The 23,771-nt window shown below is 68.0% G+C and carries 22 protein-coding genes; 14 read left to right on the top strand and 8 right to left on the bottom strand.

Annotated features, from left to right (window positions below; genetic code table 11):
- Positions 1-13 precede the first annotated feature (13 nt).
- The 3 genes from K8P63_RS10850 to K8P63_RS10840 form a co-directional block, all read right to left on the bottom strand.
- Positions 14-2,305: a TonB-dependent receptor gene (locus tag K8P63_RS10850; protein WP_223796050.1), complete on the bottom strand. Its 2,292-nt coding sequence runs from the start codon at positions 2,303-2,305 to the stop codon at positions 14-16.
- 67 nt (positions 2,306-2,372) lie between these two features.
- Positions 2,373-2,849 carry a hypothetical protein gene (locus K8P63_RS10845; protein WP_223796049.1) on the bottom strand — a complete coding sequence of 159 codons (477 nt, stop codon included), beginning with the start codon at positions 2,847-2,849 and terminating at the stop codon, positions 2,373-2,375.
- 71 nt (positions 2,850-2,920) lie between these two features.
- Positions 2,921-4,213 (bottom strand): amidohydrolase family protein, encoded by a 1,293-nt coding sequence (locus tag K8P63_RS10840; protein ID WP_223796048.1) that lies wholly within the window; start codon positions 4,211-4,213, stop codon positions 2,921-2,923.
- Between the two features lie 267 nt (positions 4,214-4,480).
- On the opposite strand from K8P63_RS10840, the gene K8P63_RS10835 reads away from it, so the two are divergent.
- The 9 genes from K8P63_RS10835 to K8P63_RS10795 all read left to right on the top strand — a co-directional run bounded on the left by K8P63_RS10835 (position 4,481) and on the right by K8P63_RS10795 (position 12,279).
- Positions 4,481-6,286, top strand: coding sequence for a DUF885 domain-containing protein (locus K8P63_RS10835; protein ID WP_223796047.1), 1,806 nt, complete (start codon positions 4,481-4,483; stop codon positions 6,284-6,286).
- A complete protein-coding gene (locus K8P63_RS10830) occupies positions 6,286-6,510 on the top strand; it encodes a DUF3311 domain-containing protein (RefSeq protein WP_223796046.1) in 225 nt (74 codons plus the stop codon). Before K8P63_RS10835 ends, K8P63_RS10830 begins: the two co-directional genes overlap by 1 nt.
- The gene (locus K8P63_RS10825) at positions 6,507-7,955 is read left to right on the top strand and encodes a sodium:solute symporter family protein (protein ID WP_223796045.1); all 1,449 of its coding nucleotides are present in this window, start codon (positions 6,507-6,509) and stop codon (positions 7,953-7,955) included. Before K8P63_RS10830 ends, K8P63_RS10825 begins: the two co-directional genes overlap by 4 nt.
- Positions 7,952-9,139: an NAD(P)/FAD-dependent oxidoreductase gene (locus K8P63_RS10820; RefSeq protein WP_223796044.1), complete on the top strand. Its 1,188-nt coding sequence runs from the start codon at positions 7,952-7,954 to the stop codon at positions 9,137-9,139. Before K8P63_RS10825 ends, K8P63_RS10820 begins: the two co-directional genes overlap by 4 nt.
- A complete protein-coding gene (locus tag K8P63_RS10815; RefSeq protein WP_223796043.1) occupies positions 9,136-9,429 on the top strand; it encodes a (2Fe-2S)-binding protein in 294 nt (97 codons plus the stop codon). Before K8P63_RS10820 ends, K8P63_RS10815 begins: the two co-directional genes overlap by 4 nt.
- Complete coding sequence (locus K8P63_RS10810) at positions 9,422-10,828, top strand: FAD/NAD(P)-dependent oxidoreductase (protein WP_223796042.1); 1,407 nt, start codon at positions 9,422-9,424, stop codon at positions 10,826-10,828. The genes K8P63_RS10815 and K8P63_RS10810 overlap by 8 nt, the downstream gene beginning before the upstream one ends.
- Positions 10,829-10,889: 61 nt before the next feature.
- Positions 10,890-11,375, top strand: coding sequence for a VOC family protein (locus tag K8P63_RS10805; RefSeq protein WP_223796041.1), 486 nt, complete (start codon positions 10,890-10,892; stop codon positions 11,373-11,375).
- A gap of 20 nt (positions 11,376-11,395) precedes the next feature.
- The gene (locus K8P63_RS10800) at positions 11,396-11,800 is read left to right on the top strand and encodes a RidA family protein (RefSeq protein WP_223796040.1); all 405 of its coding nucleotides are present in this window, start codon (positions 11,396-11,398) and stop codon (positions 11,798-11,800) included.
- Positions 11,797-12,279, top strand: coding sequence for a hypothetical protein (locus tag K8P63_RS10795; RefSeq protein WP_223796039.1), 483 nt, complete (start codon positions 11,797-11,799; stop codon positions 12,277-12,279). The genes K8P63_RS10800 and K8P63_RS10795 overlap by 4 nt, the downstream gene beginning before the upstream one ends.
- Here K8P63_RS10795 and K8P63_RS10790 read toward each other — a convergent pair whose 3' ends face one another.
- Genes K8P63_RS10790 through K8P63_RS10780 form a run of 3 tightly spaced genes read right to left on the bottom strand, consistent with a single transcriptional unit; the run spans position 12,280 to position 16,695 of the window.
- Positions 12,280-13,785 carry an indolepyruvate oxidoreductase subunit beta family protein gene (locus tag K8P63_RS10790; protein WP_223796038.1) on the bottom strand — a complete coding sequence of 502 codons (1,506 nt, stop codon included), beginning with the start codon at positions 13,783-13,785 and terminating at the stop codon, positions 12,280-12,282. It abuts the gene before it with no gap.
- A complete protein-coding gene (locus K8P63_RS10785) occupies positions 13,785-15,911 on the bottom strand; it encodes a thiamine pyrophosphate-dependent enzyme (protein ID WP_223796037.1) in 2,127 nt (708 codons plus the stop codon). Before K8P63_RS10785 ends, K8P63_RS10790 begins: the two co-directional genes overlap by 1 nt.
- A 4-nt stretch (positions 15,912-15,915) precedes the next feature.
- The gene (locus K8P63_RS10780) at positions 15,916-16,695 is read right to left on the bottom strand and encodes a cyclase family protein (protein WP_223796036.1); all 780 of its coding nucleotides are present in this window, start codon (positions 16,693-16,695) and stop codon (positions 15,916-15,918) included.
- 118 nt (positions 16,696-16,813) lie between these two features.
- On the opposite strand from K8P63_RS10780, the gene K8P63_RS10775 reads away from it, so the two are divergent.
- The 4 genes from K8P63_RS10775 to K8P63_RS10760 all read left to right on the top strand — a co-directional run bounded on the left by K8P63_RS10775 (position 16,814) and on the right by K8P63_RS10760 (position 20,589).
- Positions 16,814-17,293 (top strand): MarR family winged helix-turn-helix transcriptional regulator, encoded by a 480-nt coding sequence (locus K8P63_RS10775; protein ID WP_223796035.1) that lies wholly within the window; start codon positions 16,814-16,816, stop codon positions 17,291-17,293.
- A gap of 61 nt (positions 17,294-17,354) precedes the next feature.
- Complete coding sequence (locus K8P63_RS10770) at positions 17,355-19,658, top strand: bifunctional salicylyl-CoA 5-hydroxylase/oxidoreductase (RefSeq protein WP_223796034.1); 2,304 nt, start codon at positions 17,355-17,357, stop codon at positions 19,656-19,658.
- A 38-nt stretch (positions 19,659-19,696) separates the two neighbouring features.
- A complete protein-coding gene (locus tag K8P63_RS10765; RefSeq protein ID WP_223796033.1) occupies positions 19,697-20,185 on the top strand; it encodes a MarR family winged helix-turn-helix transcriptional regulator in 489 nt (162 codons plus the stop codon).
- The gene (locus K8P63_RS10760) at positions 20,182-20,589 is read left to right on the top strand and encodes an acyl-CoA thioesterase (protein WP_223796032.1); all 408 of its coding nucleotides are present in this window, start codon (positions 20,182-20,184) and stop codon (positions 20,587-20,589) included. The genes K8P63_RS10765 and K8P63_RS10760 overlap by 4 nt, the downstream gene beginning before the upstream one ends.
- Positions 20,590-20,670: 81 nt before the next feature.
- Here K8P63_RS10760 and K8P63_RS10755 read toward each other — a convergent pair whose 3' ends face one another.
- On the bottom strand, positions 20,671-21,582 hold the full coding sequence (locus tag K8P63_RS10755) for a fumarylacetoacetate hydrolase family protein (protein WP_223796031.1): 912 nt from the start codon (positions 21,580-21,582) through the stop codon (positions 20,671-20,673).
- A gap of 21 nt (positions 21,583-21,603) precedes the next feature.
- The gene (locus K8P63_RS10750; protein WP_223796030.1) at positions 21,604-22,731 is read right to left on the bottom strand and encodes a cupin domain-containing protein; all 1,128 of its coding nucleotides are present in this window, start codon (positions 22,729-22,731) and stop codon (positions 21,604-21,606) included.
- Positions 22,732-22,831: 100 nt separating this feature from the next.
- Between K8P63_RS10750 and K8P63_RS10745 the strand changes: the two genes are divergently transcribed.
- Complete coding sequence (locus K8P63_RS10745; protein ID WP_223796029.1) at positions 22,832-23,761, top strand: carbon-nitrogen hydrolase family protein; 930 nt, start codon at positions 22,832-22,834, stop codon at positions 23,759-23,761.
- The last annotated feature ends 10 nt before the right edge of the window (positions 23,762-23,771 follow it).

Here is a 23,771-nt window from a genome sequence, read left to right as displayed (position 1 = left end):
CCCCGTTACCTGCTCAGAATTTGTAGCCGACCGTGACGCCGACCGTGCGATAGGACGGCTCCACCTGCACGCCGCTGTAGAACGCCTTCTCATAGGCGTTGGCGAAGTAATGCGCGTCGAACAGGTTCTGGACGTACACCACCGCGCGCACCGGCCCGATATCGGTGCCGAGCCGCAGGTTGACGTTGTGATAGCTCGGCGAGATGAACGGGTAGACGTAATAACGCAGAGCATATTGCGACGACAGCATGCTGCTGCGGTAATTCCACTCCGCGCGCAGGAAGACGTCGGCGGTCGACGACAGCGGATAAGTATATTGCCCCTGCGCTCCGAGCGTCCATTTCGGCGCGCCGACCAGCGGTTTGCCGCTCGCATCGAGCACCGCACCATCGACCAGCGCGTTGGTGTAGTTGCGATATTTGGCGTTGTCGTAGCCGATCTGGCCGCCGATCTTGAATTCGTGCGTGACGGCGAAGTCGAAGCTCGCCTCGGCGCCGTAGCTGCGCGCGCTGGCCGCATTGGCGATGCCGCTGACGCTGAGCAGCTGACCGGTGGTGGGGTTGATATACTGGAACTTGATCGTCTCCTGAACGTCGCGCCAGTCCATGTAGAAGCCGGCGATATCGATGCGGAGGCGCTTGTCGAACAGCTCGAACTTGGTGCCGGCCTCGTAATTCCAGAGCGTCTCGGGCTTAAATGAATTGGCGAGGTTGACATTGTTGCTGGTCTGCGTGCCGCCCGACTTGAAGCCCTTGGAGATGGTCGCATAGAACATCAGGTCAGATTGCGGTTTGTAGGTCAGCGTGAATTTGGGCGACCAGTCGTGGAAGGTCGCCGCGCGGTCGTTGACGCCGGTCAAGAGCGCGTTGGATCGCGTCTGCGAGACGTTGCTGTTGCGCTCCCATGAATAACGCAGGCCGGCGGTGAAAGCGAGTTTGCTGGTGATGTTGGCGGTCGCCTGGCCGAAGCCGGCGACATAGCTGGTGGCGCTGTTGGAGGTGAGGCCGGTCGCCTCCAGCCCTTGGCAATGTCCGCCGGTCGCCGCGGGGCAGAGCGGGCTTTCCGACCCGTCGAACGTGCTTTGCAGCGTGCCGCCGGTATCGCGGCCGCCCGACACGCCGGCGCTCCAGTCGAGGAAATGACTGCCGTTGGATTGGACACGCAGCTCGCCGCTGGTCGAGCGCCGCTTGAGATAGAAGCTCTCGTAGAAATAATCGTGGCTGCCGCCGTCGACGTCGCCATAGTTGAAGACGGTCGAGGTGACGTGGCCGCCGACGCCGGTGATCGAGACCGGGCCCAGATCCCACACCGCGCGAGTGCTGACATATTGATATTTGCTGCCGACCTGCTGCGGCCGATTGTAGTTTACGCGATCGTCGTTGCCCGGATAGAAGCCGACGCCATCCGGATTGCCGATCAGGCCCGGGGTCGATTTGTAGTAGACCGACGCCCAGGTGGCGGTGACGAAGCCGGTCGGCACGCCGTCGCGCATGCCGTCCTTCTCATTCGAATAGCTGTAGGTGAGATCCCAGGTGAAGTTCGGCGCTGGCGTCAGTCGTGCCTCGATCCGGCCGGTGTAGAATTTGGTGTTGTTGCCGCCGCCGATCGGGTTGATGTTCTTGATGAAGCCGTCCGACTGCTCATACTGGCCCGAGCCGCGCAGCGCGAGCAGGCCGGAGATGATCGGCACGTTGAGCACGCCCTGCACGCGCTTGGTGTCGAAGCTGCTGTAGCTGCCCTCGACCTCTCCTTCGAACCGGTCGACCGGCTTCTTGGTGATCACGTTGATCGCGCCGCCGACCGAGTTGCGGCCGAAATAGGTGCCCTGCGGCCCGCGCAGGATCTCGATCCGGTCGAGATCGACGATCTGCGGATTGCTGGTGCCGGCGGCGACGTTGAACTCGTCGATGTAGAAGGCATAGGATGCCTGCCGCACGTCGGCATAGGGGTTGAGCTGGTTGGAAATGCCGCGCAGCACCAGATCCTTGCGGTCGCGCGAGCCGTTCGACTGGAAGCTGACGTTGGGCGTCAGCGAGAAATAGTCCTGAACGCTGCGGATATTCTGATCCTTCAGCGTCTGGCTGGTGACCGCGGTGATCGCGATCGGTACGCTCTGGATCGATTCCTGGCGGCGTTGCGCCGTGACGATGATGTCGCCGCCGCTGCCGGCGGCGGTGGCGCTCGCGGTCTGGTCGGCCGGCCCGGCGTTCGTCGCCGCAGTCTGCGCGTGTGCAGCCCCGGCGGTCAGTGCGGCGACGGCTGCCGATGCCCGGAGCAGGTACGTGATCGTGTCGAAACGTGCCATGTCATGTCCCCTTCATGGTTACGGCCCGCGCCACGTCGTTCGTGTGCGCGCAGCCAAGCGCGTCAGTTCATTGTTTCCAGCAGGTCGGCTCGGCCGCGGCCGTGGCTTCGTCGAGCGGGGTGCGGACGAGCGTGATCGCGGCGATCTTGCCGCCCTTCAGCACCGCGTCGCCTGCGGCGATCACGCACGAGACCTTCCCGCCGCCGCGCGAGCGGATGATGTGGTAGGTGTAGATGCGGTCGCCCGCCTGAAAGACGTCCTTGAACGGCACGACGATCTCGACCTCGCGGCCGCTCGCCTGGATCTTGCGGAAATGCGCGATCCATTCGGGAATGCCGTGGATCACGGTCTTGCCCTCCAGCGTCAGCGTCGCGTCGGGCGTGAAGAATTGCGCGAAGCCGGCGGGGGTGAAGCCGTCCGGCCGCTTGAATGCGCCGTCCCACCATTGGAACATGCGCGACAGCGCGTCTGTCGTCGGCACTGCCGCGGTGGCGGGCAGGGCAAGCAAAGCGGCCGTGGCCGCAGCGGTGAGAAAACGCCTCATGCCAACTCCTCGCGTCGTGGAAATCCTATAGGTCTAAAGCATCTCCGCCTGCGGAGACCGCGTCGGCCGCCTCATTCGGCCAGCCGGCCGGTATCGTCGTCGCGCACCACCCGACCGGCCTTCATCACCAGGCTGATCGTCCGCAGTGCCGAAATATCCTTCACCGGATCGGCGCCGACGGCGACGATGTCGGCGAACTTGCCGGGCTGGAGGCGCCCGGTCTGATCCTCCATCTTGAGCAGCTCGGCGGAGCGGATCGTCGCCGCTTGCAGCGCCTGCAGCGGGGTCATGCCGGCTTTCTGATAGAGTTCGGCCTCGGCGACGGTGGCGGTGGTGCCGCCGTTCGGCTCATACGGCATCTGATCGGTGCCGAGCGCGATCTTCACGCCGATCCGGATCGCATTCTGCAGCATCGCCCAGTGATCCTTGCCGGTGCTGTCGACGCGGGCGAGGTACCAATCGGGCGAGCCGATCTTCTTGTAGAATTCGCGCGCACCGGGCTGGCTGACGACCATCGTCGGCACCAGCCACACGCCCTTGGCCTTCATCTCCTTCAACGTCGCTTCGTTGAGGTGATAGCCATGCTCGAAGCAGTTGATGCCGAACTTGAGCGCCTGCGCGGCCGCCTCGTTCGAGCCGTTATGCGCCGTCACCGGAATGCCGTTGCGGTGCGCCACCTCGATCAGGACCGACATCTCCTCGTCGGTCATCGGCGCGGCAGAGATGCTGCCATGCGTGTCGGCGATGCCGCCGGAAATGGCGATCTTGATCCAGTCGGCGCCGCGCTTGATCTGTTCGCGTACCGCCTTGGCGAGCGCATAGGGGCCGTCCGCCTCCCACGATCCATGGCCGCCGGTCGGTACGATCACCTCGCCCGATGCCTTGATGCGCGGCCCGATCACCTCGCCGCTGTCGATCGCGCGGCGCAACACGAAGTCGTTGCCATGATCCTCGCCGACCAGCCGCACCGTGGTGACACCCGAGAGAAGCGAGCGGCGGGCATTGTCCGCCATGCGCAGCACCTCTTCAGGGTCGGTCTCTTCGGCGAGCGCCGCGCCGGCCGCGCCAGGCAGCTTGAGACCCAGATGGACGTGCGTATTCATCAGGCCGGGGACCAGCCACTTGCCGCGCACCGATACGGTCTGGGCACCCGCCGGGACGGCGACGCTGCTGCCGGGGCCGACGGCGGCGATCTTGCCGTCCTGCACCAGCACGGTCGCGTTCGGCGTCTCGCGTCCGGTATCGACATCGACCACCGTGCCGCCGACCAATGCGACAATCGACGGCGGTGCAGGCTGCGCGGCGACCGCCACGGGAAAGGCGAGCGCGCTGCTCGCGAGGATGAGCCGAGCAAAAAGCCCCATTTGTGCGACCCCTTTTTTGTGACATTCCCGTTGCGCAGAGACTGCCGGAACGTTTCGATCACACAATGCATGAGATGGGCCGCGTTTGTTGCGCTGAATGCAAGATAATTGAAACAGTCGGGCGCAGGCGGGGCGCAGAGCGCGGTTAAACGGCGGAAATCAGCGGGGTTTGCGCATGTGGATCGGATGCGTGCGATATGCTGCAATGCCGTTGAAATAGCCGGTGGCCGCGTCATGCTGCCGGAAAGGGCAGGCATCGGGGACATGATGGAACAAGGCACGGGCGTCACACGGCGGCAGGCAGTGGCTTTGGCGGGCGCGGCATTGGTCGCGCGGCCGGCATTTGCGGCGGTAAACGACGATGCGGGCCGGCTGCACGCCTTGCTCGATCGTGCATCGAAGGCCGAGGAAGCCCGCGCGCCGCTCTCGGCCACGCGCCGCGCGCCGGCGTTCGTCGATCCGCTTGCCGACGACTACGCCCGCGCGCTGGGCGCTGAGCGCGCGGCCGACGCAGCGGCGCTGAAGGGGATCGATCGGACGCGGCTCGATGTCGGCGACCGCATCGCCTTCGACGTGTTCGGCTATCAGACCAAACGCTCGCAAGAATTTGTCAGCAGCGGCGCTTTCGATGTGGCGCGCCGCGCGCCGCTCGATCCGTCGTTCGGGCTGCAGGTCGAGTTTCCGGACTTCGTCGCCGCCACCGCGCCGTTCAAGACGAATGCCGATTACGAGGCGGGGCTGCAACGCCTCGACGGTTTCGCCGGCTATCTCGACGAGACGATCGTGCGGTTGCGCGAGGGGCTGGCGCGCGGCCAGGTGCAGAACCGGGTGGTGGTGAAGGCGGTGCTAGCCGAGGTCGACGCCGTGCTCGCCCAGCCGGTCGAGCAGAGCCCGTTCTATGCGGCGGTGACGAAGCTACCGACGGACATGCCGGCCGCCGAACGCGCCCGGCTGACGGCGGCCTATCGCGCGGCGATCACCGGCAAGGTGCTGCCCGGCTATGCCCGCTGGCGCAGCTTCCTCAACGACACCTACGCCCCGCGCGCGACCGAGGCGCCGGGCCGCTGGGCGATGAAGGACGGCGCGTTGCTCTACGCCGCCGAGCTTCAGCGCCATACGACCACCACCACGCCCGCCGACGCGATCCACCAGCTCGGCCTGTCGGAGGTCGCGCGCATCCTCGGCGAGATGGAGCGGGCCAAGGCCGCGACCGGCTTCGCCGGCGATCTCCACGCTTTCTTCGACTATATCCGCACCGATCCGCGCTTCTACTGCAAGACGCCGGAGGAATTGCTCGGCCGCTTCAAGGCGATCGAGGCGAAGATCTGGCTGTCGATCCCCAAGCTGTTCGCGCACCGCCCCAAGGCGCCGTTCAGCGTCCAGCCGCTGCCGACCCTGGGCGGCCAGCGCGGCACCGGCTATTACCGGCCGGGGCCGCCCGATGGCGTGACGCCGGGCGTCCTCTATTTCAACATGGCGATGTTGGGCACGCGGCCGATCCCGACGCTGGAGACGCTGACGCTGCACGAGGGCATTCCGGGCCACCACTTCCAGATCAATCTGGTGCGCGAGAATATGAAGCTGCCCGATTATCTGCGCCTGCGCCAGGGCGAGAACTTCACCGCTTATACCGAGGGGTGGGGGCTCTATTCGGAATCGCTCGGCCGCGAACTGGGCATGTTCGGCGATCCGTATCAGTGGTTCGGCCATCTCGACATGGAGATGCTGCGCGCGGTGCGGCTGGTGGTCGACACCGGCATCCACGCGCAACGCTGGGATCGGCAGCGCGCGATCGATTATATGCTCGCCAACACCTCGATGGCGCCGCACGATGTGGCGGTGGAGATCGACCGTTACATCGCCGCGCCGGGGCAGGCCTGCGCCTACAAGATGGGCGAACTGAAGCTGCGCGCGCTGCGCGAGCGCGCCACCACGGCGCTGGGCGGCCGGTTCGACATACGCGACTATCACGATCAGGTGCTCGGCACCGGCGCGCTGCCGCTGCAGGTGCTGGAGGCGAAGATCGACGGCTGGATCAAGGCGGGCGGCGGCCCGGCATATTCGGGCTTCTGATGGCGGAGGCGCGGCCCGCCCGCCGACATCGTCTCGTCCTGCTGCTGCCGTTCGTCTGGCAGCTCGCGCTCGCCCCGGTCGCCAACGGCGTGACCTGGCGCCCGTTGGGGCTGCCGTTCCAGATGGTGTGGCAGATGGCGGGCGTGCTCGTCGCTTCGGCCGCGATCGCGTGGGTGTTCGGGCGCGACGAAGCGGCGGGCATCGACGCGGATGACGCGGCATGATCGTGTTCGTCGCCGGGCTTGTGCTGCTCGCCACGATGGCGGGCGCGATCATTTATGGCCGCCGGCAGGCGCGCGCGCAGTCGGTCGAGGAGTGGGCGATCGGCGGGCGGCGACTGGGCCTGTTGATCTTCTGGTTCGTCAATGCGGGCGAAATCTACACGACCTTCGCCGTGCTCGGCATCTCCGGCTTCGCCTGGGCTTATGGCGCGCCGGCCTATCTGTCGTTCACCTCGGTCTCGCTCGCGTCTGCGGTCGCTTACTGGCTGATGCCGCGCGTGTGGGCGGCGGGGCGGCGCGACGGGCTCGTCACGCAGGCGGATTTCTTCGCGACGCGCTACTATGCGCCGTGGCTGGGCGTGGTGGTCGCCATCGCCGGGCTGTTCGCGACGATCGTCTATGTCGAGGTGCAACTGACCGCGTTGAGCCTTGTCCTCCAGCTGACCGTCGGGGCGGGGGCGGGCAAGACGCTGAGCGTGATCCTCGCCGCCGTGCTGATGCTGGCGTTTGTGTTCCTCGCCGGGCTACGCTCGGCGGCGTTCGCGGCGGGGGTGAAGGACGTGCTGATGATCCTGCTGGTGGTGGCACTCAGCCTGACCGTCGCCGGGCGGATGGGCGCGACATCGTTGTTCGACGTGTTCGCGCGGGCAGAGGCGCTGCGGCCGGGCATCGGCGCATTTCCCGGTGCGCAGCCGGCGGCGGGGCTGTCGACCACGTGGTTCATCACCTCGGCGCTCAACGTGGCGGCGAGCACGTGGTTCTTCCCGCACATGTTCCAGCTGAGCTACGCCGCATCCGGCCCGCGCGCGCTGCGGCAGAATGCGATCTGGCAGCCGCTCTATTCGCTCTCTTATTTCTTCATCATCCTGCTCGGTTTCGCGGTGCTGGTGGCGGGCGTGCAACCGCCGGCCGGCGACCCCAATGCCGCATTGCTGACCTTCGTCGCGCAGCGTTATCCTGCATGGCTGGTCGGGCTGATGGCGGGCACCGCCTGCCTGCTCGCACTCGTGCCGGGGTCGGTGCTGCTGATGACCTCGGGCACGATCTTCGCGCGCAACATCGTCGCGCCGCTTACCGGGCGGCATGGCGACGATCTGCGCATCTCGCGCCTGTCGATGATCGGCTTCGCTGCGATCGCCGTCTATCTGACGCTCGGCGCGAGCCAGTCGATCGTGAAGGTCGGCCTGTCGGCCTATGCCTCGATCGGGATGCTCGCGCCGGGGGCGGTGCTGGCGCTGATCTGGCCGCAGCGTGCGCGCGCATCGGGCGTGCTGGCGGGGCTCGCCGTCGGCTATTGCGCGCTGCTGCTGCCGGCGGCGCAGGCCTTGTGGAAAATATTGTTGCCCGAGTGGGAGCCGGGGTTGATCGCGCTCGCGCTCAACCTCGCCACCGTGTTGCTCGTCGGCCTTGCAGCCCCGCGCGCGGCGGGCCAGCCGGCAGGGGCATGAGCATCCGCGTCGACGTGCTGGTGATCGGTGCCGGGCTCGTCGGCGCCGCAACCGCCTGGCATTGCGCGCGCGCCGGTGCGACTGTGCTGGTGGCCGACGCCGCCCACGCCAATGCGGGCGCGTCGGGCCAGAATGCCGGTTCGCTCCACTTCCAGATCGAGCGCCGCTTCCTCGAGAATGGCGAGCGGCTGGCCGAGGACGCATCGCGGATCACGGCACTCAGCCGCCTCGCCATCGACGATTGGGATGGACTGGAGATGGCGCTCGACGCCGATCTCCACGTCCGGCGCGAGGGCGGCCTGATGGTTGCGGAATTGCCCGAGGAACTCGCGCTGCTCGAAACCAAGGTGGTGCGCGAGCAGGAAGCGGGCCTGCGCACCCGATTGATCGACGGCGACGAGGCCCGGCGGATCGCGCCTTATCTGAGCCCGGATATCATCGCCGCCGCTTTCCTGCCCGACGAGGGCCATGCCGATCCGCGCGCGGTGACGCCCGCTTTCCTGCGCGCCGCGCGCATGCTGGGCGCGGAGGTGGCCTATGACGCGCCGGTGCAGGCGATCCGCAAGCGCCAGCGCTTTGAGGTGGAGCTGTCGGGCGAGACGGTGATCGCCGATCGGATCATGATCGCCGCCGGAGCGTGGAGCCCGCGCATCGCCGCGCTCGCCAATCTGCACCTGCCTTTATTCCCGGTGGGGCTGACGATGAACGCGACCGAGCGGGTCGCGCCGATCGTGCCGCACCTGGTGCAGCATGTCGGGCGGCGGCTGTCGCTGAAGCAAACGCATGCCGGCAACATCCTGATCGGCGGCGGCTGGCCGTCGCGGTTGCGGCTGGGGGCGGACGGCGCGTTCGATCCGGGGTTGCGGCCCGATCCGCTGCCGGCTTCGCGCGACGGCAATTTCCGCGCCGCCATCGCCACCGTGCCCGCGATCGCCGACATGAACCTGCTGCGGAGCTGGACCGGCGTCACCGCCATTTCGGCAGACCAGTTGCCGATCGTGGGCGAGATGCAGCGCATGCCCGGCCTGTTCGTCGCGGCCGGCGGCTCGGCTTTCACGCTCGGCCCGACCTTCGCGCGGCTGGCGGCGCGGCAGATGCTGGAGTGGGACCGCGCCGAGGCCGACGAGGAACTGGCGATCATCGCGCCCGCGCGCTTCGAGCATCTCAACGGGTTCATGGGATGAGCGGCCGGATCGAAACCGGCGTCGCGCGCGCCGACGCCGTCACCATCTGGATCGACGGCGCGCCGGTGCAGGCATTCCCCGGCGAGACCGTGCTGGCGGTGCTCGCCGCCAGTGGCCGGACGGCGCTGCGGGTGGATCGGCAAGGCGCGGCGCGCGGTGCGTGGTGCAACATGGGGACGTGCAGCGAATGCTTCGTAAGCGTGCGCAGCGGCGGGATCGAACGCCGCCTGCGCGCTTGCCTCACCCCGATCGCCGACGGCATGACGGTCGAGACCGGCGCCAATGGGTGAGTTCGATCTGCTGGTGATCGGCGGCGGCCCGGCCGGGATGGCGGCGGCGCGCGCGGTGGCGGCTGCGGGCTTGTCGGTCGCGGTGGTCGACGAGCAGCAGCGGCCGGGTGGCCAGATCGCGCGCCAGCCGCCCGCGTCGTTCGTCGTCACCGGCTGGCTGCCGGGCACAGCCTATCGCGCGGTCAAAGCCGAGGTCGCGGCGTTCGAGATTGCGCGTGGGCTGACTTGGCTCGGGGGTCGATCCGCCATCGGCGTGGCGCGCAACAATGCGGGCTTCCTCGTCGATCTCGCCGGCGCGGACGGGGTGGAGCAGGTAGCGGCACGGCGCCTGCTCGTCGCCACCGGCTGCTACGATCTGCCGGTGCCGCTGCCGGGCTGGACGTTGCCCGGCGTGATGTCGGCCGGTGCGGTGCAGACGTTGGTCAAGGCGCAGCAGGTGGTGCCAGCCAATCGGATCGTGCTGGCGGGCACGCACCCGCTGATGCTGGTCGTCGCCGCGCAGATCGTGGCGGCGGGCGGCGAGGTGGCGCTGGTCGCGTTCGATCAATCGCGTGCGGCGATGGGAGCCGCCCTCGGCCGCCATGCCGTGACGGCCCTGCGCAACCTTGGCGTGTTGGGTACGGCCGCCGCGGCCCTGCACCTGCTGCGGCGACACCGCGTGCCGGTACGCTATGGCCAGCCACTGCACGGGATCGAGGGCCCGGATCGCGTCGCGGCCGCGCGCTTCGACGGCGAGCGCATCGCCTGCGATGGGGTGGCGCTATGCTATGGCTTCGTGCCGCAGTCCGATCTGCCGCGGATGCTCGGTGCCGCAGTCGCATGGGCAGGCCCGTGCGGCGGCTGGCGAACGCTTCACGACGCGCGGATGGCGAGCAACGTTCCCGGCCTGTGGATTGCCGGCGAGACGAGCGGGGTCGCGGGTGCGGCGTCGGCGCTGGTGGAGGGGCGGCTGGCCGCGCTCGACATCCTGCGCGACGCGGGCCTCGCCCCCGATGCCGATCGGCGCGCACGTCCGCTGCTGCGCGAGCGCGCGCGGCTTGGCCGCTTCGCCGCGCTGCTCACCGAACTGTCCGACCCGAGTGTCGCGCTCGATCGTGCACAGCCGCCCGAGACGATCCTCTGTCGTTGCGAGGACGTTACCCATGGCGAGATCGAGGCGGTATTGCCTGAGGCGGAGGCTGCCAATGCGGTCAAATTGCTCACCCGCTGCGGCATGGGCCTGTGCCAGGGGCGCTCGTGCGAGGGAGCGTTGCTCCGTCTGATCGCGCGCAACGGCGGGCTGTCGGCGGGCAGCGCCGGTGGCTTCACCGCGCGCTATCCGGCGCGGCCGGTGCGGATCGGCGACCTGATCGAGCCGCGCACCGTTGCGGCCCCCGCAACGAACTCGCGCGCATCATGAGCATTGAGCCGCGCCGATGCGGCGGCCAGACTGCCTGTCACGCCAGAGGGAACCGAAGCCGATGCCAGATACCGACGCGCCGCGCCTGATCGCGGCCGATCACGTCTCTTTCACCGTCGCCGATCTCGATGCGGCGGTCGCTTTCTATGCCGACGCGTTCGGCGCGACCGAATTGTTCCGCATGGGACCGCTGGTCGGCGCGGAGATCCCGCCGCTGGCGGATGGGCGCGACTGGATGGGCGCGCATGTCGGCGTGGAAGGCGCGACGCTCACGCTTGCGATGCTGAAGCTCGCCGACAATCTGAACCTCCAGCTCGTCCAGTATGACGCCCCGGCCGGTCGCGGCACGACGCATCCGCGCGTGTGCGACATCGGTGGCCACCACCTCGCGCTGCGCGTCGACGACGTCGACAAGGCACGCGCATGGCTTGCCGCCAAGGGCTGCACGGTGATGGAGATCATCGAGATTCCGGCCGGGCCGCTCGCCGGCAAGAAGAATCTCTATTGCCGCGATCCCTTCGGCAATCCGCTCGAAATCGTCGACTGATCAACACAAGGAGCCCTGACATGCCGATCGAGCGCATCAATCCCGCCGCCCTCTACGACGCGGTCGGCTACGGTTTCTCGCATGCCACGCTGCAGGATGGCGGACGCACGCTCCATCTCGCCGGGCAGGTGGCGTGGGACAAGGATCATCAGGTGGTCGGTGCGGGCGATCTCGGTGCGCAGACCCGCGCCGCGCTCGCCAATCTGAAGGCGGTGCTGGCCGAAGTGGGCGCGACGCCGGCCGACATCGTCCGCTTGCGCACCTACGTGGTCGATCACAGCCCCGACAAGCTCGGTGTGGTGCTGCCCGAAATCGGTGCCTTCTACGAGGGCGCGGTGCCAGCGCCGAACACGTTCATCGGCGTGCAGGCGCTGGCGCTGCCCGATTTCCTCGTCGAGATCGAAGCGATCGCGGCGGTCGCATGAGGCGCGCGCTGGCATTTGCGTTGTCGATCGGGGCGGTCGCGGCGCCAGTGGCGGCCGCGCCGCCGGCGACCTTTTCCGCACCGGTGCAAAGCGACGTGCTGACGCGCATGTTCGTGTGGTGGAACGGTGCCTTCAAGGATCCGCAAGGGTTCACCGCCGACGCGTTCGGGCGCTACTTTACCGCCGACGGGGCGATGCGGATCAATGGCACCGAACGCGCACGCGGGCTGCCGGCACTGGCCGCCCGTTTCAGGATGATCCAGGCGCATGCGCAGGCGGTGGAGATCAAGCTGCCGTTCGCGCAGGCCTTCTCCTCGCCCGACGGCACCAAGATCTTCACCTATCACCTGATCGATGCGGTCGAGGGCGGGAAGCCGGGCCACGAGATGGTGATGGGCTATGCGACATTGCGCGACGGCAAGATCGCGCTGATCGACTTCCTCAGTGTCGAAGGCCAGCCGGGACCGTTCACCCGCTGATCAGGCGGCCGCCATCGCGCAGGCGAGGGCTGCCCCATTCTCGTCGGCTAGTGCCGCCGCCCGGAACGCCGCGATACGCGTGGCGGCTTCGGGATGGCCGACAAGGTCGCGCGCGGCGCCAGCGATCGCCTCGAACCGGGCAAGGCCGCGCTCGAACGTGTCCGAATATCCTTTGACCAGGTCGCGGGCGGCGATCAATTCGGCAGCAGCCGCGCGATCGGTGGCGGCGAGCGCATCGACCAGCGCCAGCCATGAGATGATCCGCGCCTGTTCCTCGGCATAGCGCAACGTGGCGCGGCGGATCACGCGCATGCCCGCGAGCAAGCGCAGCAGCAGGAACCAGCGCAGGCGCGTCGTCTCGACATGGCGGCCTCGCTTGAACAACGGCTCCAGCATGCGGGTGAGGCGCGGACGGTCGAGGATGAAGCGGGCGATCGCCGCCGGCAACGTCTCGCACACTTCGCGCAGGCGGGGGTGCATGTAATCGGTGACGGCCATCACCTGATCGGGCGCGAGCCGTACCTCGCCGGCGACGCGCGCGCTGCGGGTGGCGCGCACCTTCAGATCGGCGACGCGGATCGTGTCTTCATAAGCCATGGCGAGCGCGAGATGGCGCGCGGCCTCCCCTGTCAGCCGCCGGTCATCGTTGTCGTCGTCGCGCGCGGCGAGCGCCGCCAGCCGATCGAGATAGAGATCGGCATAAGCACGGTCCTGATAGTCCATCAGCCGGCGCACACCCTCGATCGCTAGCGGCCATGCCTGCGCTGGCAGCTCGGCCTCGATCCGTGCCTGCAGCGCGCGCCCGGCTTCGGTCGTCGGCGCGGGGGGCGCCGTCACCTCGACGGCCGCGACCGGTTCGCCATCCTGCGCGCGGGTGAGCCCGAGCCCGAAGCCCGCGAGATTGGCGGGCACCGCCTTGCCGCCATGGCGGATCGCCGCCTCGAACGCTTCGCGCGCGAACGGCAAAGCCGCGCTGCCCGCCAGCGCGCCGAACATGATCGCGCTGATGACGCTGCCCGATTGCGCGGCGGCGGCGGCCATGTCGAAACGGATGAAACGCCGCGCACGTCGCTCGGCCGCGTCGAGGATGCGTTCTGCCGCGCCGCGCCCGTCGCCCAGCGCCACCTTTTCGGAGATGGCGTAGATACGGTGGGTCGAGCCGATCAGCGTCGTCCGATCCTCGCTGACGAAGCCGCGCAGCACCGCGCGCCCCGCCTCCATCAGCTCGGAGGCGATCACGATGTCGACATCGCCCGGCACCGGCATCATCGCCAGCACCGGATCGGGCCGGTTGGCGCCGGGCGCACCGGCCCTCACCAGCTCGATATAATAGACCGTCGAGCCGGTGCGCTGCGCCACGCCCGGCACCGATGTGCCCTGCGCGACATAGCCGTTGGCGCGCGCGAGCTGCTGGATCCATTCGGCGAGCACGCCGCCGCCTTCGCCGCCGAGAGCGAGAATGGCGATCGTGATGCGGTCGCGGTCGGTGGGGAGCGCAAGATCCATCAGAAGGCCCGCGCGGCGATGCCTTGGGCGTGGCGCCGCTGCAGCCAGCCGATCACCGCGCCGCGTGCGCGCGCCTTGAGGCGGTCCCAGCGCGTCGGGTTGGTGACGATGCGCGCCTTGTAGAAGGAGGGGCAGAGGATGGCGGCATGCGCCACCTCGCCGCAATTGCCGCAGCCGACGCAGCTATTGTCGATGTGCGTCACCGGATGCGTGCGCAGCGGATCGGGGTTGGGCCGGATGCTGAGCGAGGGGCAGCCCGACAGGCGGATGCAGGCATGATCGCCGGTACAGGTGTCGGGATCGACCCCGAAGCGCTCGCGCACCACGCGCTTGCCCTCTTTCGCCGCCTTGGCGAGCAGCGGCCTCTCGCGCCGCTGCTTGTTGAGCATGCATTCGGATTGCGCGACGATCAGCTTCGGCCCCGCCTCGGGGCTGGTCAGCGCCTCGCGGAGCGTGTCGCGCATCTTTGCCACATCGTAGGTGCGGGAAAGGGTGCGCGCCCATGTGACGCCGATGCCGCGTGCCGCGCGCTCGATCGGGTGGTTGGTCGCGCGCGTGTCGTTGCGGGCGCGCGATGACAGGATGTCCTGTCCGCCGGTCGCGGCCGAATAGCCGTTGTCGACGACGATCGTCACCGTCTCGTCCTGGTTGAACACGGCGTTGCCGAGGCCGGAGGTGAGCCCGTTATGCCAGAAGCCGCCATCGCCCATCATCGCCACCGCCCGCTTGCCGGCGGGCTTGAATGCCGAGGCGGCGGCGGTGCCGAGGCCATAGCCCATCGTCGTGTTGCCGATGTGGAAGGGCGGCAGGATCGAGAAGAGGTGGCAGCCGATGTCGGCCGAGACGTGCAGCTCGCCCAGTTCGCGCTGGACGAGCTTCATCGCCGAGAAGATCGGCCGCTCGGGGCAGCCCGTGCAGAAGCCGGGCGGGCGGCCCGGCACCGCCTTGGCCAGCTCGGGCTCGGCGGCCGGCGCGGGTAATGACTCGGGCGCGCGCTCCGGCGCGTAGGCACGCAGGAAAGCGACGACGCCGTCGCGCAGCACCTGCCCCGTATATTCGCCGGCACGCGGCATGATGTCCTTGCCGACGATCCCCGTCTGCAGGTCGGCGCGGCGCATCAAAGTGTTGAGCTCGTGCTCGATGAATTCGGGCTGCCCTTCCTCGAGGATCAGCACCGCGGACTTGCCGGCGCAGAAGGCGGTCACTTCCGCGGGGATCAGGGGATAGGTGACGTTGAGGCAATAGACCGGCACCTGCATCGCGCCATAGGCGTCGGACAGGCCGGCCAGCTCCAATGCCCGGTTCAGCGTGTTGAACAGGCCGCCCTGGACGATGATGCCGATCGTGTCCTGCGCGGGGCCGAACCATTCGTTCAGCCGCTGCTCGGCGACAAAGCGCTGCGCGGCGGGCCAGCGCTGCTCGACCTTCTCGACCTCGTGCACGAACACGGCCGGGGGCAGCACGATACGGCCGACGTCGCGGCGCGGATTGGCGGCGGCCTCGCCGACGGTCATCGACGGGCGGCGGTTGTCGCGCGCGACGAAGCTGCCGGTCATGTGGCAGCTGCGCACGCGCATCTCGATCATCACTGGCGTGTTCGACGCCTCGGACAGCTCGAAGCCCTTTTCGACCATTGCGACGATCGTCGGCAGGTTGGGACGCGGATCGATCAGCCACATCTGGCTCTTCATCGCGAAGGCGTGGGTGCGCTCCTGCATGATCGAGGAGCCTTCGCCATAATCCTCGCCGACGATCACCAGCGCGCCGCCGGTGACGCCGCCGCTGGCGAGATTGGACAGCGCGTCGGACGCGACGTTGGTGCCGACGACCGACTTCCACGCCACCGCGCCGCGCAAGGGGTAATTGACCGATGCCGCCAGCATCGCGCCCGCCGCCGCCTCGCTCGCATTCGATTCGAAGTGGACGCCCAGTTCGCGCAACAGCGGATCGGCGTCGGCGAACACGTCCATCAGATGGCTGATCGGCGAGCCCTGATAACCGCCGACATAAGCGACCCCCGCCTGCAGCAGTGCCTTGGTGACCGCGAGGATGCCCTCGCCCTCGAACGTCTCGCCCGCGCCGAGGCGGAGTTTCTCGACCTCTTTCTTGAACGAGCGTTCGGCCACGATCCTATCCTGCGACCAAGGCGAGCACGCGTAACGGGCTGCCCGAGCCGCCCTCGATCTTGAGCGGTGCCGACACGATCACCGCGCCGGTCGGCGGCAGCTGGTCGAGATTCTGCAGGCATTGCAGGCCGTAGCGGCCGGCGCCGTGGAACAGGGTATGCGCGGGGTAGGGCGGGTTCATCAGATGCGCCTGGCCGGCATCGGTGCCGATCGTCTCGACGCCGAAGCCGTGCGCGTCGCGCTCCTCGATCAGGAAGCGGCACGCCTCGGGATCCGGGCCGGGCGTGTGCGCGCCGTCGGGCTGGCGATTGGTGTAGGCGTCGCCCGTGCGCTTCGACCAGTCGGTGCGGAACAGCACCCACGATCGTGGCGGAATGCGGCCATGCGCCGCCTCCCACGCCTCGATGCCCTCGCGCGTGAGCGTGAAATCGGGATCGGCGGCGCATTCGGCCGAGCAGTCGATCACCACGGCCGGCGCGATGAAGTTGCGCGGCGCGATCGCGTCGACTGTATTGTCGGCCAGATCCCTGCCGGTCACCCAATGGACAGGCGCGTCGAAATGCGTGCCGGTATGCTCGCCGACCGTGAAATTGTTCCAATACCAGGCGACGCCGCGATCGTCGTAGCGCGAAATCTCCTCGCGCTTGAACCCGGCCGTCTGGCCGAACGGCTCGGGCAGCACGAGCAGCGGCGTGTCTTCCGACAATGTCTGGGTGAGGTCGACCGTCCGGATCGCGCCGCTGGCGATCGACTCGGCGAAGTGGGTGAGCGTGGCGAGCGACATGAGACGGCCCCCGATGTTCATGTGGAACGAGCAGAGGCTGACGGATGAAACGTGCAGGTGCAAGTAAAAAGCGCGGCATCGTTGCCGGGCCTTGGCTGCTTCGGTAAGGCTGGGGCCTATGGGGCAGGGGCGGGACGACAATCGCAGGCTCGGCGATCCGGGGACGCCGGCATTTTGCGTCGATAAATATCCCTTCTTTCTGCTCAACCGGCTGGTGAGTCGCTACAACGGCGCGCTCGAGCCGCGGCTGCGCGCGATCGGCCTCGATATCCCGAGCTGGCGCGTGCTGATGATCCTCGGCGAGCGCCATCCGCGCGGCGTCCGCGATCTCGCCGAGGCGGCGGTGATCCCGCTGTCGACCATGACGCGCATCGTGCAGCGGATGGCGGCTGCCGATCTGGTCGCGTCCGGCCCCAGTGCGGACGATGCGCGGGTGACGTTGGTGGCATTGACGCCGCACGGCGAGGCGACGCTGGAGAAAGCGCGCTCGGCCGCTTCGCCGCTCTATACGCGCATCATCGCCGGCCTGTCGGCCGCGGACTTCGACCAGCTGACGCACTTGCTCGATCAGCTCTACGTCAATCTCGCCGAAGGCTGACGCTCCGGGCCTTGCGCGCTTTACCGGGAAGCTTTAGCCTTAAAACAAATGGAGGTCGCACATGCGGGTGGCGTGTTTGGGTGGCGGTCCGGCGGGGCTCTACTTCGCGATCTCGATGAAGCTGCGCGATCCCGCGCACGACATCGTCGTGGTCGAGCGCAACCGCGCCGGCGACACGTTCGGCTGGGGTGTCGTCTTCTCCGACCAGACGCTCGACAATCTGCGCGCCAACGATCCCGAGAGCGCCGCCGCGATCGCGGCCGAGTTCGCGCATTGGGACGATATCGAGGTGGTGGTCGGCGACCATGTCGAGCGATCCGGCGGCCATGGCTTCATCGGCATCGGCCGCAAGCGCCTGCTCAACGTGCTGCAGGACCGCGCCCGCGCGCTCGGCGTGCGACTGGAGTTCGAGACCGAATTCGACGAGGATCTGTCGCGTTGGGCCGGCTACGATCTGATCGTCGCGGCGGATGGCATCAACAGCCGCATCCGCTCCGCTTATGCCGATCGCTTCGGGGTCGATATCGAGACGCGCGCCAACAAGTTCGTCTGGCTGGGAACACCGCACCGCTTCGACGCCTTCGCCTTCCTGTTCGAACAGACCGGGCATGGCTGGATCTGGGCGCACGCCTACCGTTTCGAGGATGGCTGCTCGACCTTCATCGTCGAATGTTCGGAGGCGACCTGGGCTGGGCTGGGCTTCGATCGCATGGATCAGGCGGAGACCGTCGCCGCGTGCGAACGCATCTTCGCGCGCCATCTGGGCGGGGCGCCCCTGCTCACCAATCTGGGCCATCTGCGGGGCTCGGCGGCGTGGATCAACTTCCGCCGGGTGCTGTGCGACCAATGGTCGTTCGACAATGTCGTGCTGCTGGGCGACGCTGCCCACACCGCGCATTTCTCGATCGGTTCGGGCACCAAGCTCGCACTGGAAGACGCGATCAAGCTGGCCGAGGTGATGAGCCGGCCGGGCGTCGCCGCCGATCGCGCACGGCTGAACGCGGCGCTCGGCGAATATCAGGCGGAGCGCCATACCGAGGTGCTCAAGATCCAGAATTCGGCGCGCAACTCGACCGAATGGTTCGAGACGCTCGATCGTTACATCGGCTTTGCGCCCAAGCAGTTCGCTTACTCTTTGCTCACGCGCTCGCAGCGTGTCAGCCACGAGAACCTGCGGCTGCGCGATCGCGCATGGCTGTCCGGCATCGAGCGCTGGTTCGCCGAACAAGCCGGCGCCGAGGCCAATGACGAGCCACCGCCGATGTTCGCGCCCTACCTGCTGAACGGGTTGAGGCTCGCCAATCGCGTGGTGGTGTCGCCCGTGCTCACTTACGCGGCCGCGACCGATGCGACGCCGACCGATTTCCATCAGGTCCATTATGGCGCACGGGCACTCGGCGGCGCAGGGCTGATCGTCACCGAGATGACGGCGGTCGCCGCCGACGGCAGGATCACGCCGGCATGCCCCGGCCTCTATGACGACGCCCATATCGCGGCGTGGCGCCGGATCGCGACCTTCGTGCACGCCAACAGCGCGGCCAAGCTCTGCGTCCAGCTTGGCCATGCCGGCGCGCGCGGCGCGACCGAGCCGGGATTCACCGCGCCCGATCGACCGCTGGCGAACGGCGGCTGGCCTTTGCTCGCGGCATCGGCGCTCCCCTACAAGCCCGGCAGCCAGACACCGGCAGCGATGACGCGTGCCGGCATGGACGATGTCCGCGACGCGTTCGCAAGGGCGGCGGAGCGGGCCGATGCGGCCGGCTTCGACATGATCGAGCTGCAGGCCGGGCATGGCTTCCTGCTGTCGAGCTTCATCACGCCGGTGCTGAACCGGCGCGACGACGACTATGGCGGCAGCCTCGAAAACCGGCTGCGCTTTCCGCTGGAGATTCTCGCCGCCGTCCGCGCCGCATGGGGACCGGACCGGCCGATCGCGGTGCGCATCTCCGCCAACGACTGGGTGGGCGAGTCGGGGGTCACCCCGGCCGAAGCGGTCCGCATCGCCTGCGCGCTGCGCGACGGCGGCGCGGACCTGATCGACGTCTCGGCGGGCGAAACCGCGCCCGGCGCGCGCCCAGTCTATGGCCGCATGTTCCAGACGCCCCTGTCCGACCGGATCAGGAACGAGGGCGGTTGCGCGACGATGGCGGTCGGCAACATCTTCGAGCCGGATCACGTCAACTCGATCCTGGCAGCCGGTCGCGCCGATCTGGTCGCGCTCGGCCGCCCGCATCTTGCCGATCCGGCCTGGACGATGCGCGCGGCGGCGGCGGCCGGTTATCGCGGGCTCGCGATACCGCCGGCCTATGCGTTGGGGCAGGCGCAACTCGCATGGACCTTGCAACAGCGGACGAAACCGGCATGAGGATCGCTTATGCCCGATCGGGGCAAAGGGGCTGAAGAGTGACCGGGCACATCCGGGAGAAGCATGACGGGGCGCTCGCCGGGCGCATGGATGTGCGCGTATGGCTGCGGCTGCTGAGCTGCTCGACGATCATCGAGAAGCGCTTACGCCGTCGGTTCGTCGCGCAATTCGACACGACGCTGCCGCGTTTCGACGTACTCGCGGCGCTCGATCGCTCCCCCGAGGGCGTGGCGATGGGCGCGCTCTCGCGGGCCTTGCTCGTCTCGAACGGCAACGTCACCGCACTCGTGCGCCAGCTCGAATCGGACGGAATGGTCGATACGCGTCCCTCGACCGATGATCGCCGCTCGTCGATCGTCGCTCTGACCGCGCAGGGCCGCAGCCATTTCGCCGAACTGGCGGCGGCGCATCATGCCTGGATCAAGGCGATGTTCGCCGGAATGCCGGGCGACGATCTGGCGGGGCTCTATCGATTGCTGGCGACGCTCAAGGGCTCGATCGGCGCCGAAGACGAGGATGGTGAATGACGTTCGTGTCGCAACAGCAGGTTCGCTTCGCGCATGTCGATGCGGCCGGCATTGTCTTCTATCCGCGCTATTTCGAGATGTTGAATGCGGCGGTGGAGGACTATTTCGCCGCGGTTGTCGGCATCGATTTCGCCGAGATGCATCTTCGCCGCGGCCTCGGCGTGCCGACGGTGAAACTGGAAAGCGAGTTCACCGCGCCGAGCCGGCTGGGCGACCTGCTCGACTTCGAGCTGGAGGTGGTGCGGGTCGGGCGAAGCTCGCTCGAGCTCGCGATCGCCGTCCGCTGCGGTGTCGAGCCGCGCTTCCGCGTGCAGGTGGTGCTGGTGTGCATGCAGCTGGACGGCGGTCGCGCGGTGGCATGGCCCGCCGACATGCGCCCGCGCGTGCAGGCCGAGGCGGCGTAGCGCTCGCCTTCGACTAGGCTCCGTTCGCCCTGAGCCTAGTCGAAGGGCAAGCGCTGCGCTTACCAAGTGCGTTGACTTCGCTCAGCCCGCCACGATCGGATGGCGGAGCGTGCCGATGCCCTCGACGCCGCATTCGACCACGTCGCCCGGCCACAGCCATTCCTGCGGCGTGCGGCCCGCGCCGACGCCTTCGGGCGTGCCGGTGGCGATGATGTCACCGGGCTCCAGCGTGATGCCCTGGCTGATGTCGGCGATGAGTTCGTCGACCTTGAACAGCATGTGGCTGGTGTTCGAGCGTTGCTTCTCGACGCCGTTGACCGTCAGCCACAGGTCCATCGTCTGCGGTTCGGGCAGTTCGTCGGCGGTGACGATGCACGGGCCCATCGGCGCGAACGTGTCCTGGCCCTTGGAGTAGATCCACTGCCCGGCGCGGCGGTTGTCGCGCGCGCTGACATCGATCATCACCGTGTAGCCGAATACGTGAGCCAGCGCGTCGGCGCGTTCGACGCGCTTGGCGGTGGTGCCGATCACCGCCGCCAGCTCGACCTCCCAGTCGAGCTGCTGCGTGATCGCGGCAACGTGAACGATCGGTTCGCCCGGCGCGATCACCGTGGTCGGTGGCTTGGAGAAGATCACCGGCTTCTTCGGCAGATCGGGCGAGGTGTCGAGCGCGGCCGCGCTTTCCGCGACATGGTCGATATAGTTGAGACCGATTCCGAAGATGTTCTTGCGCGGGCGCGGGATGGGCGCGAGCAGCCGGACGTCGGCGAGCGGCAGCGCGCCGCCCACCGGCCAGCGCCCTTTCGCCTCGTCGAGCAACGCCGCAAGTTCGGCCAGCGCCACCGGCCCCAGTTCGATGAAGTCGAGCATCCGCGACGGCAGGGCGACGCCGGCGCGCGCGCCCAGCATGGCCACGTCGACCACCAGCCGGTCGACCAGCACGCCGAGGCGGCTCTCCGCTTCGACCGAGGCGCGATAGGACACGAGACGCATGACTAACCTTTCAACAGGGAATCAGGAGAGGACCGGCTGGCGGCCGTCATTGTCGGCCAGCCCTTCGGCACGGTAGAGGCCGAGCGCGCGCATCATCGGCAGATCGTGGAACGAGAAGAGGCAGGCGTCGTCGCTCGCCGAGCCATTGGCATGTTCGTGCCACATCCACGACGGCACGACGAAGATGTCGCGCTCTTTCCAGTCGAGCCGCTTGCCGCCGACGATCGAATAGCCCGACCCCTTGGCGCATTGATAGACGAACGAGCCGACCTCGCGGTGCGCCTTGGTATGCTCGCCCGGCCGCAGCAACTGCATCGATGCGCCCATCGTCAGCATCGGCGGTCCGCCGGTGAAGGGGTTCACATAGTCCATGTGGATGCCGTCATAGGGCGAACCGTCGGTGACGCGCGCATATTTGACCAGCGCCTCGTAGGTCGGCTCCCACTCATATTTGAGCAGGGGCGAATAGCGCTTCGACCACGTCTCGCCCGCCGGCTTGAGCGCCGGATTGCCCCACGTCGCGGTGGAATCGTCGATCGGGAAGGGGACCGCCTGCTGCAGGTCGGGATGAACCTCGTAGAAGTTCGCCTCCAGCGCGTTCATCAGCGGGATGTCGAGCCCGTCCTGCCAGGTGCAGACCGTGCCGCCCGCCTCGACGCCATGTTCGTGCCAGGTGCCGTTCGGGGTCAGGACGAAATCGTTGCGGCCGAGCGTCACCTTATGGCCGTCGACATTGGTGAACGCGCCTTCGCCTTCCATGATGAAGCGCAGCGCGGACGCCGAATGGCGGTGGCTCGACGCCATCTCGCCGGGCGCCATCACCTGGATGCCCGAATAGAGCCAGCCGACTGCCGCGGTCACGTCGCGCCGTCCGGGATTGGCGAGATAGACCACGCGGCGCCCCGCCTGCTCGGGCGTGACGAGATCGAGCGCGCGCAGCACGTGATCGCGCAGGCCGTCATAATGCCACACGATCGGCACCGAGCCCGACACCGGCTCCCACGGCTCGATCTTGTTCGCGACCGTCCACAGCGCGCCGGCATGCTGCGCCTCCAGATCGCGGTAAAAATCGACGAGCGCGGCGGTGTCGGCGACGTTGGCGCGGCCAGCGACCTCCTCGCGAAATTGATCGTAGCTGTCGGTCGCCATGCGTGCCTCCCGATTTGTTATAGGGCTAAAATATCTTGCGCCCGGCTGTCAACGCAGTGCAGGATCGTATACGCCCAATCGGCAGCAGCGGGAGACGAAAGTGACGCGGTACAAGGCGGCGGTCGTGCAGTCGGCGTCGGTGCCGTTCGATCCGACCGGCTCGGCGCGCAAGGCGGCGGCGATGATCCGCCAGGCGGCGGGCGAGGGCGCACGGCTGGCGGTGTTTCCCGAGGTGTTCCTCGGCAGCTATCCCAAGGGCGCGTCGTTCGGCACGCCCGTCGGCATGCGCAAGCCGGGGGGGCGCGACGATTTCCGCCGCTATCACGGAGGCGCGATCGACCTCGACGGGCCGGAACTGGCGATCGTCGCCGAGGCGGTGGCGGAGACCGGCCTGTTCGTGGTGATCGGCTGTCTCGAGCGCGACGGCGGCACGCTCTATTGCACGGCCCTGTTCCTCGACGGCGACAAGGGGCTCGTCGGCAAGCATCGCAAGCTGATGCCGACCGGTGCGGAACGGCTGATCTGGGGCTTTGGCGATGGATCGACCATGCCGGTGTTCGAGACGTCGCTCGGCCGGATCGGCGCGGTGATCTGCTGGGAGAATTATATGCCGGCGCTGCGGCTGGCGATGTACGATAAGCAGGTCAGTATCTATTGCGCGCCGACCGCGGACGATCGCGACACATGGCCCGCCTCGATGCAGCATATCGCGCTGGAGGGACGCTGCTACGTTCTTTCCGCCTGCCAGCACATCACGCGCGGCGCATTCCCGCCCGATTACGATTGCGCGCTGGGCGATGATCCGGCGACCGTGCTGATGCGCGGCGGCAGCCTGATCGTCAGCCCGCACGGCGCGATCCTCGCCGGGCCGAGCTACGAGCCCGAGACGATCCTCTATGCCGACATCGATCTCGGCGAGGTGGTGCGCGGCAAATATGATTTCGACGTGGTCGGCCATTATGCCCGGCCCGACGTCTTCCGGCTGAGCGTGGACGAAAGCCCACGCGCGGCGGTCGTCCGGCACGGCTGAGGCGGACGAT

The sequence above is a fragment of the Sphingomonas nostoxanthinifaciens genome (genome assembly GCF_019930585.1).
GTDB lineage: Bacteria > Pseudomonadota > Alphaproteobacteria > Sphingomonadales > Sphingomonadaceae > Sphingomonas_I > Sphingomonas_I nostoxanthinifaciens.
This window is presented reverse-complemented; position numbering and strand designations above follow the sequence as displayed.

What these genes read in the sequence shown, in the direction of transcription:
- K8P63_RS10850 (WP_223796050.1), bottom strand. Translation starts at nt 2,305, where the DNA reads ATGGCACGTTTCGACACGATCACGTACCTGCTCCGGGCATCGGCAGCC.
- K8P63_RS10845 (WP_223796049.1), bottom strand. Translation starts at nt 2,849, where the DNA reads ATGAGGCGTTTTCTCACCGCTGCGGCCACGGCCGCTTTGCTTGCCCTG.
- K8P63_RS10840 (WP_223796048.1), bottom strand. Translation starts at nt 4,213, where the DNA reads ATGGGGCTTTTTGCTCGGCTCATCCTCGCGAGCAGCGCGCTCGCCTTT.
- K8P63_RS10835 (WP_223796047.1), top strand. Translation starts at nt 4,481, where the DNA reads ATGGAACAAGGCACGGGCGTCACACGGCGGCAGGCAGTGGCTTTGGCG.
- K8P63_RS10830 (WP_223796046.1), top strand. Translation starts at nt 6,286, where the DNA reads ATGGCGGAGGCGCGGCCCGCCCGCCGACATCGTCTCGTCCTGCTGCTG.
- K8P63_RS10825 (WP_223796045.1), top strand. Translation starts at nt 6,507, where the DNA reads ATGATCGTGTTCGTCGCCGGGCTTGTGCTGCTCGCCACGATGGCGGGC.
- K8P63_RS10820 (WP_223796044.1), top strand. Translation starts at nt 7,952, where the DNA reads ATGAGCATCCGCGTCGACGTGCTGGTGATCGGTGCCGGGCTCGTCGGC.
- K8P63_RS10815 (WP_223796043.1), top strand. Translation starts at nt 9,136, where the DNA reads ATGAGCGGCCGGATCGAAACCGGCGTCGCGCGCGCCGACGCCGTCACC.
- K8P63_RS10810 (WP_223796042.1), top strand. Translation starts at nt 9,422, where the DNA reads ATGGGTGAGTTCGATCTGCTGGTGATCGGCGGCGGCCCGGCCGGGATG.
- K8P63_RS10805 (WP_223796041.1), top strand. Translation starts at nt 10,890, where the DNA reads ATGCCAGATACCGACGCGCCGCGCCTGATCGCGGCCGATCACGTCTCT.
- K8P63_RS10800 (WP_223796040.1), top strand. Translation starts at nt 11,396, where the DNA reads ATGCCGATCGAGCGCATCAATCCCGCCGCCCTCTACGACGCGGTCGGC.
- K8P63_RS10795 (WP_223796039.1), top strand. Translation starts at nt 11,797, where the DNA reads ATGAGGCGCGCGCTGGCATTTGCGTTGTCGATCGGGGCGGTCGCGGCG.
- K8P63_RS10790 (WP_223796038.1), bottom strand. Translation starts at nt 13,785, where the DNA reads ATGGATCTTGCGCTCCCCACCGACCGCGACCGCATCACGATCGCCATT.
- K8P63_RS10780 (WP_223796036.1), bottom strand. Translation starts at nt 16,695, where the DNA reads ATGTCGCTCGCCACGCTCACCCACTTCGCCGAGTCGATCGCCAGCGGC.
- K8P63_RS10775 (WP_223796035.1), top strand. Translation starts at nt 16,814, where the DNA reads ATGGGGCAGGGGCGGGACGACAATCGCAGGCTCGGCGATCCGGGGACG.
- K8P63_RS10770 (WP_223796034.1), top strand. Translation starts at nt 17,355, where the DNA reads ATGCGGGTGGCGTGTTTGGGTGGCGGTCCGGCGGGGCTCTACTTCGCG.
- K8P63_RS10760 (WP_223796032.1), top strand. Translation starts at nt 20,182, where the DNA reads ATGACGTTCGTGTCGCAACAGCAGGTTCGCTTCGCGCATGTCGATGCG.
- K8P63_RS10755 (WP_223796031.1), bottom strand. Translation starts at nt 21,582, where the DNA reads ATGCGTCTCGTGTCCTATCGCGCCTCGGTCGAAGCGGAGAGCCGCCTC.
- K8P63_RS10750 (WP_223796030.1), bottom strand. Translation starts at nt 22,731, where the DNA reads ATGGCGACCGACAGCTACGATCAATTTCGCGAGGAGGTCGCTGGCCGC.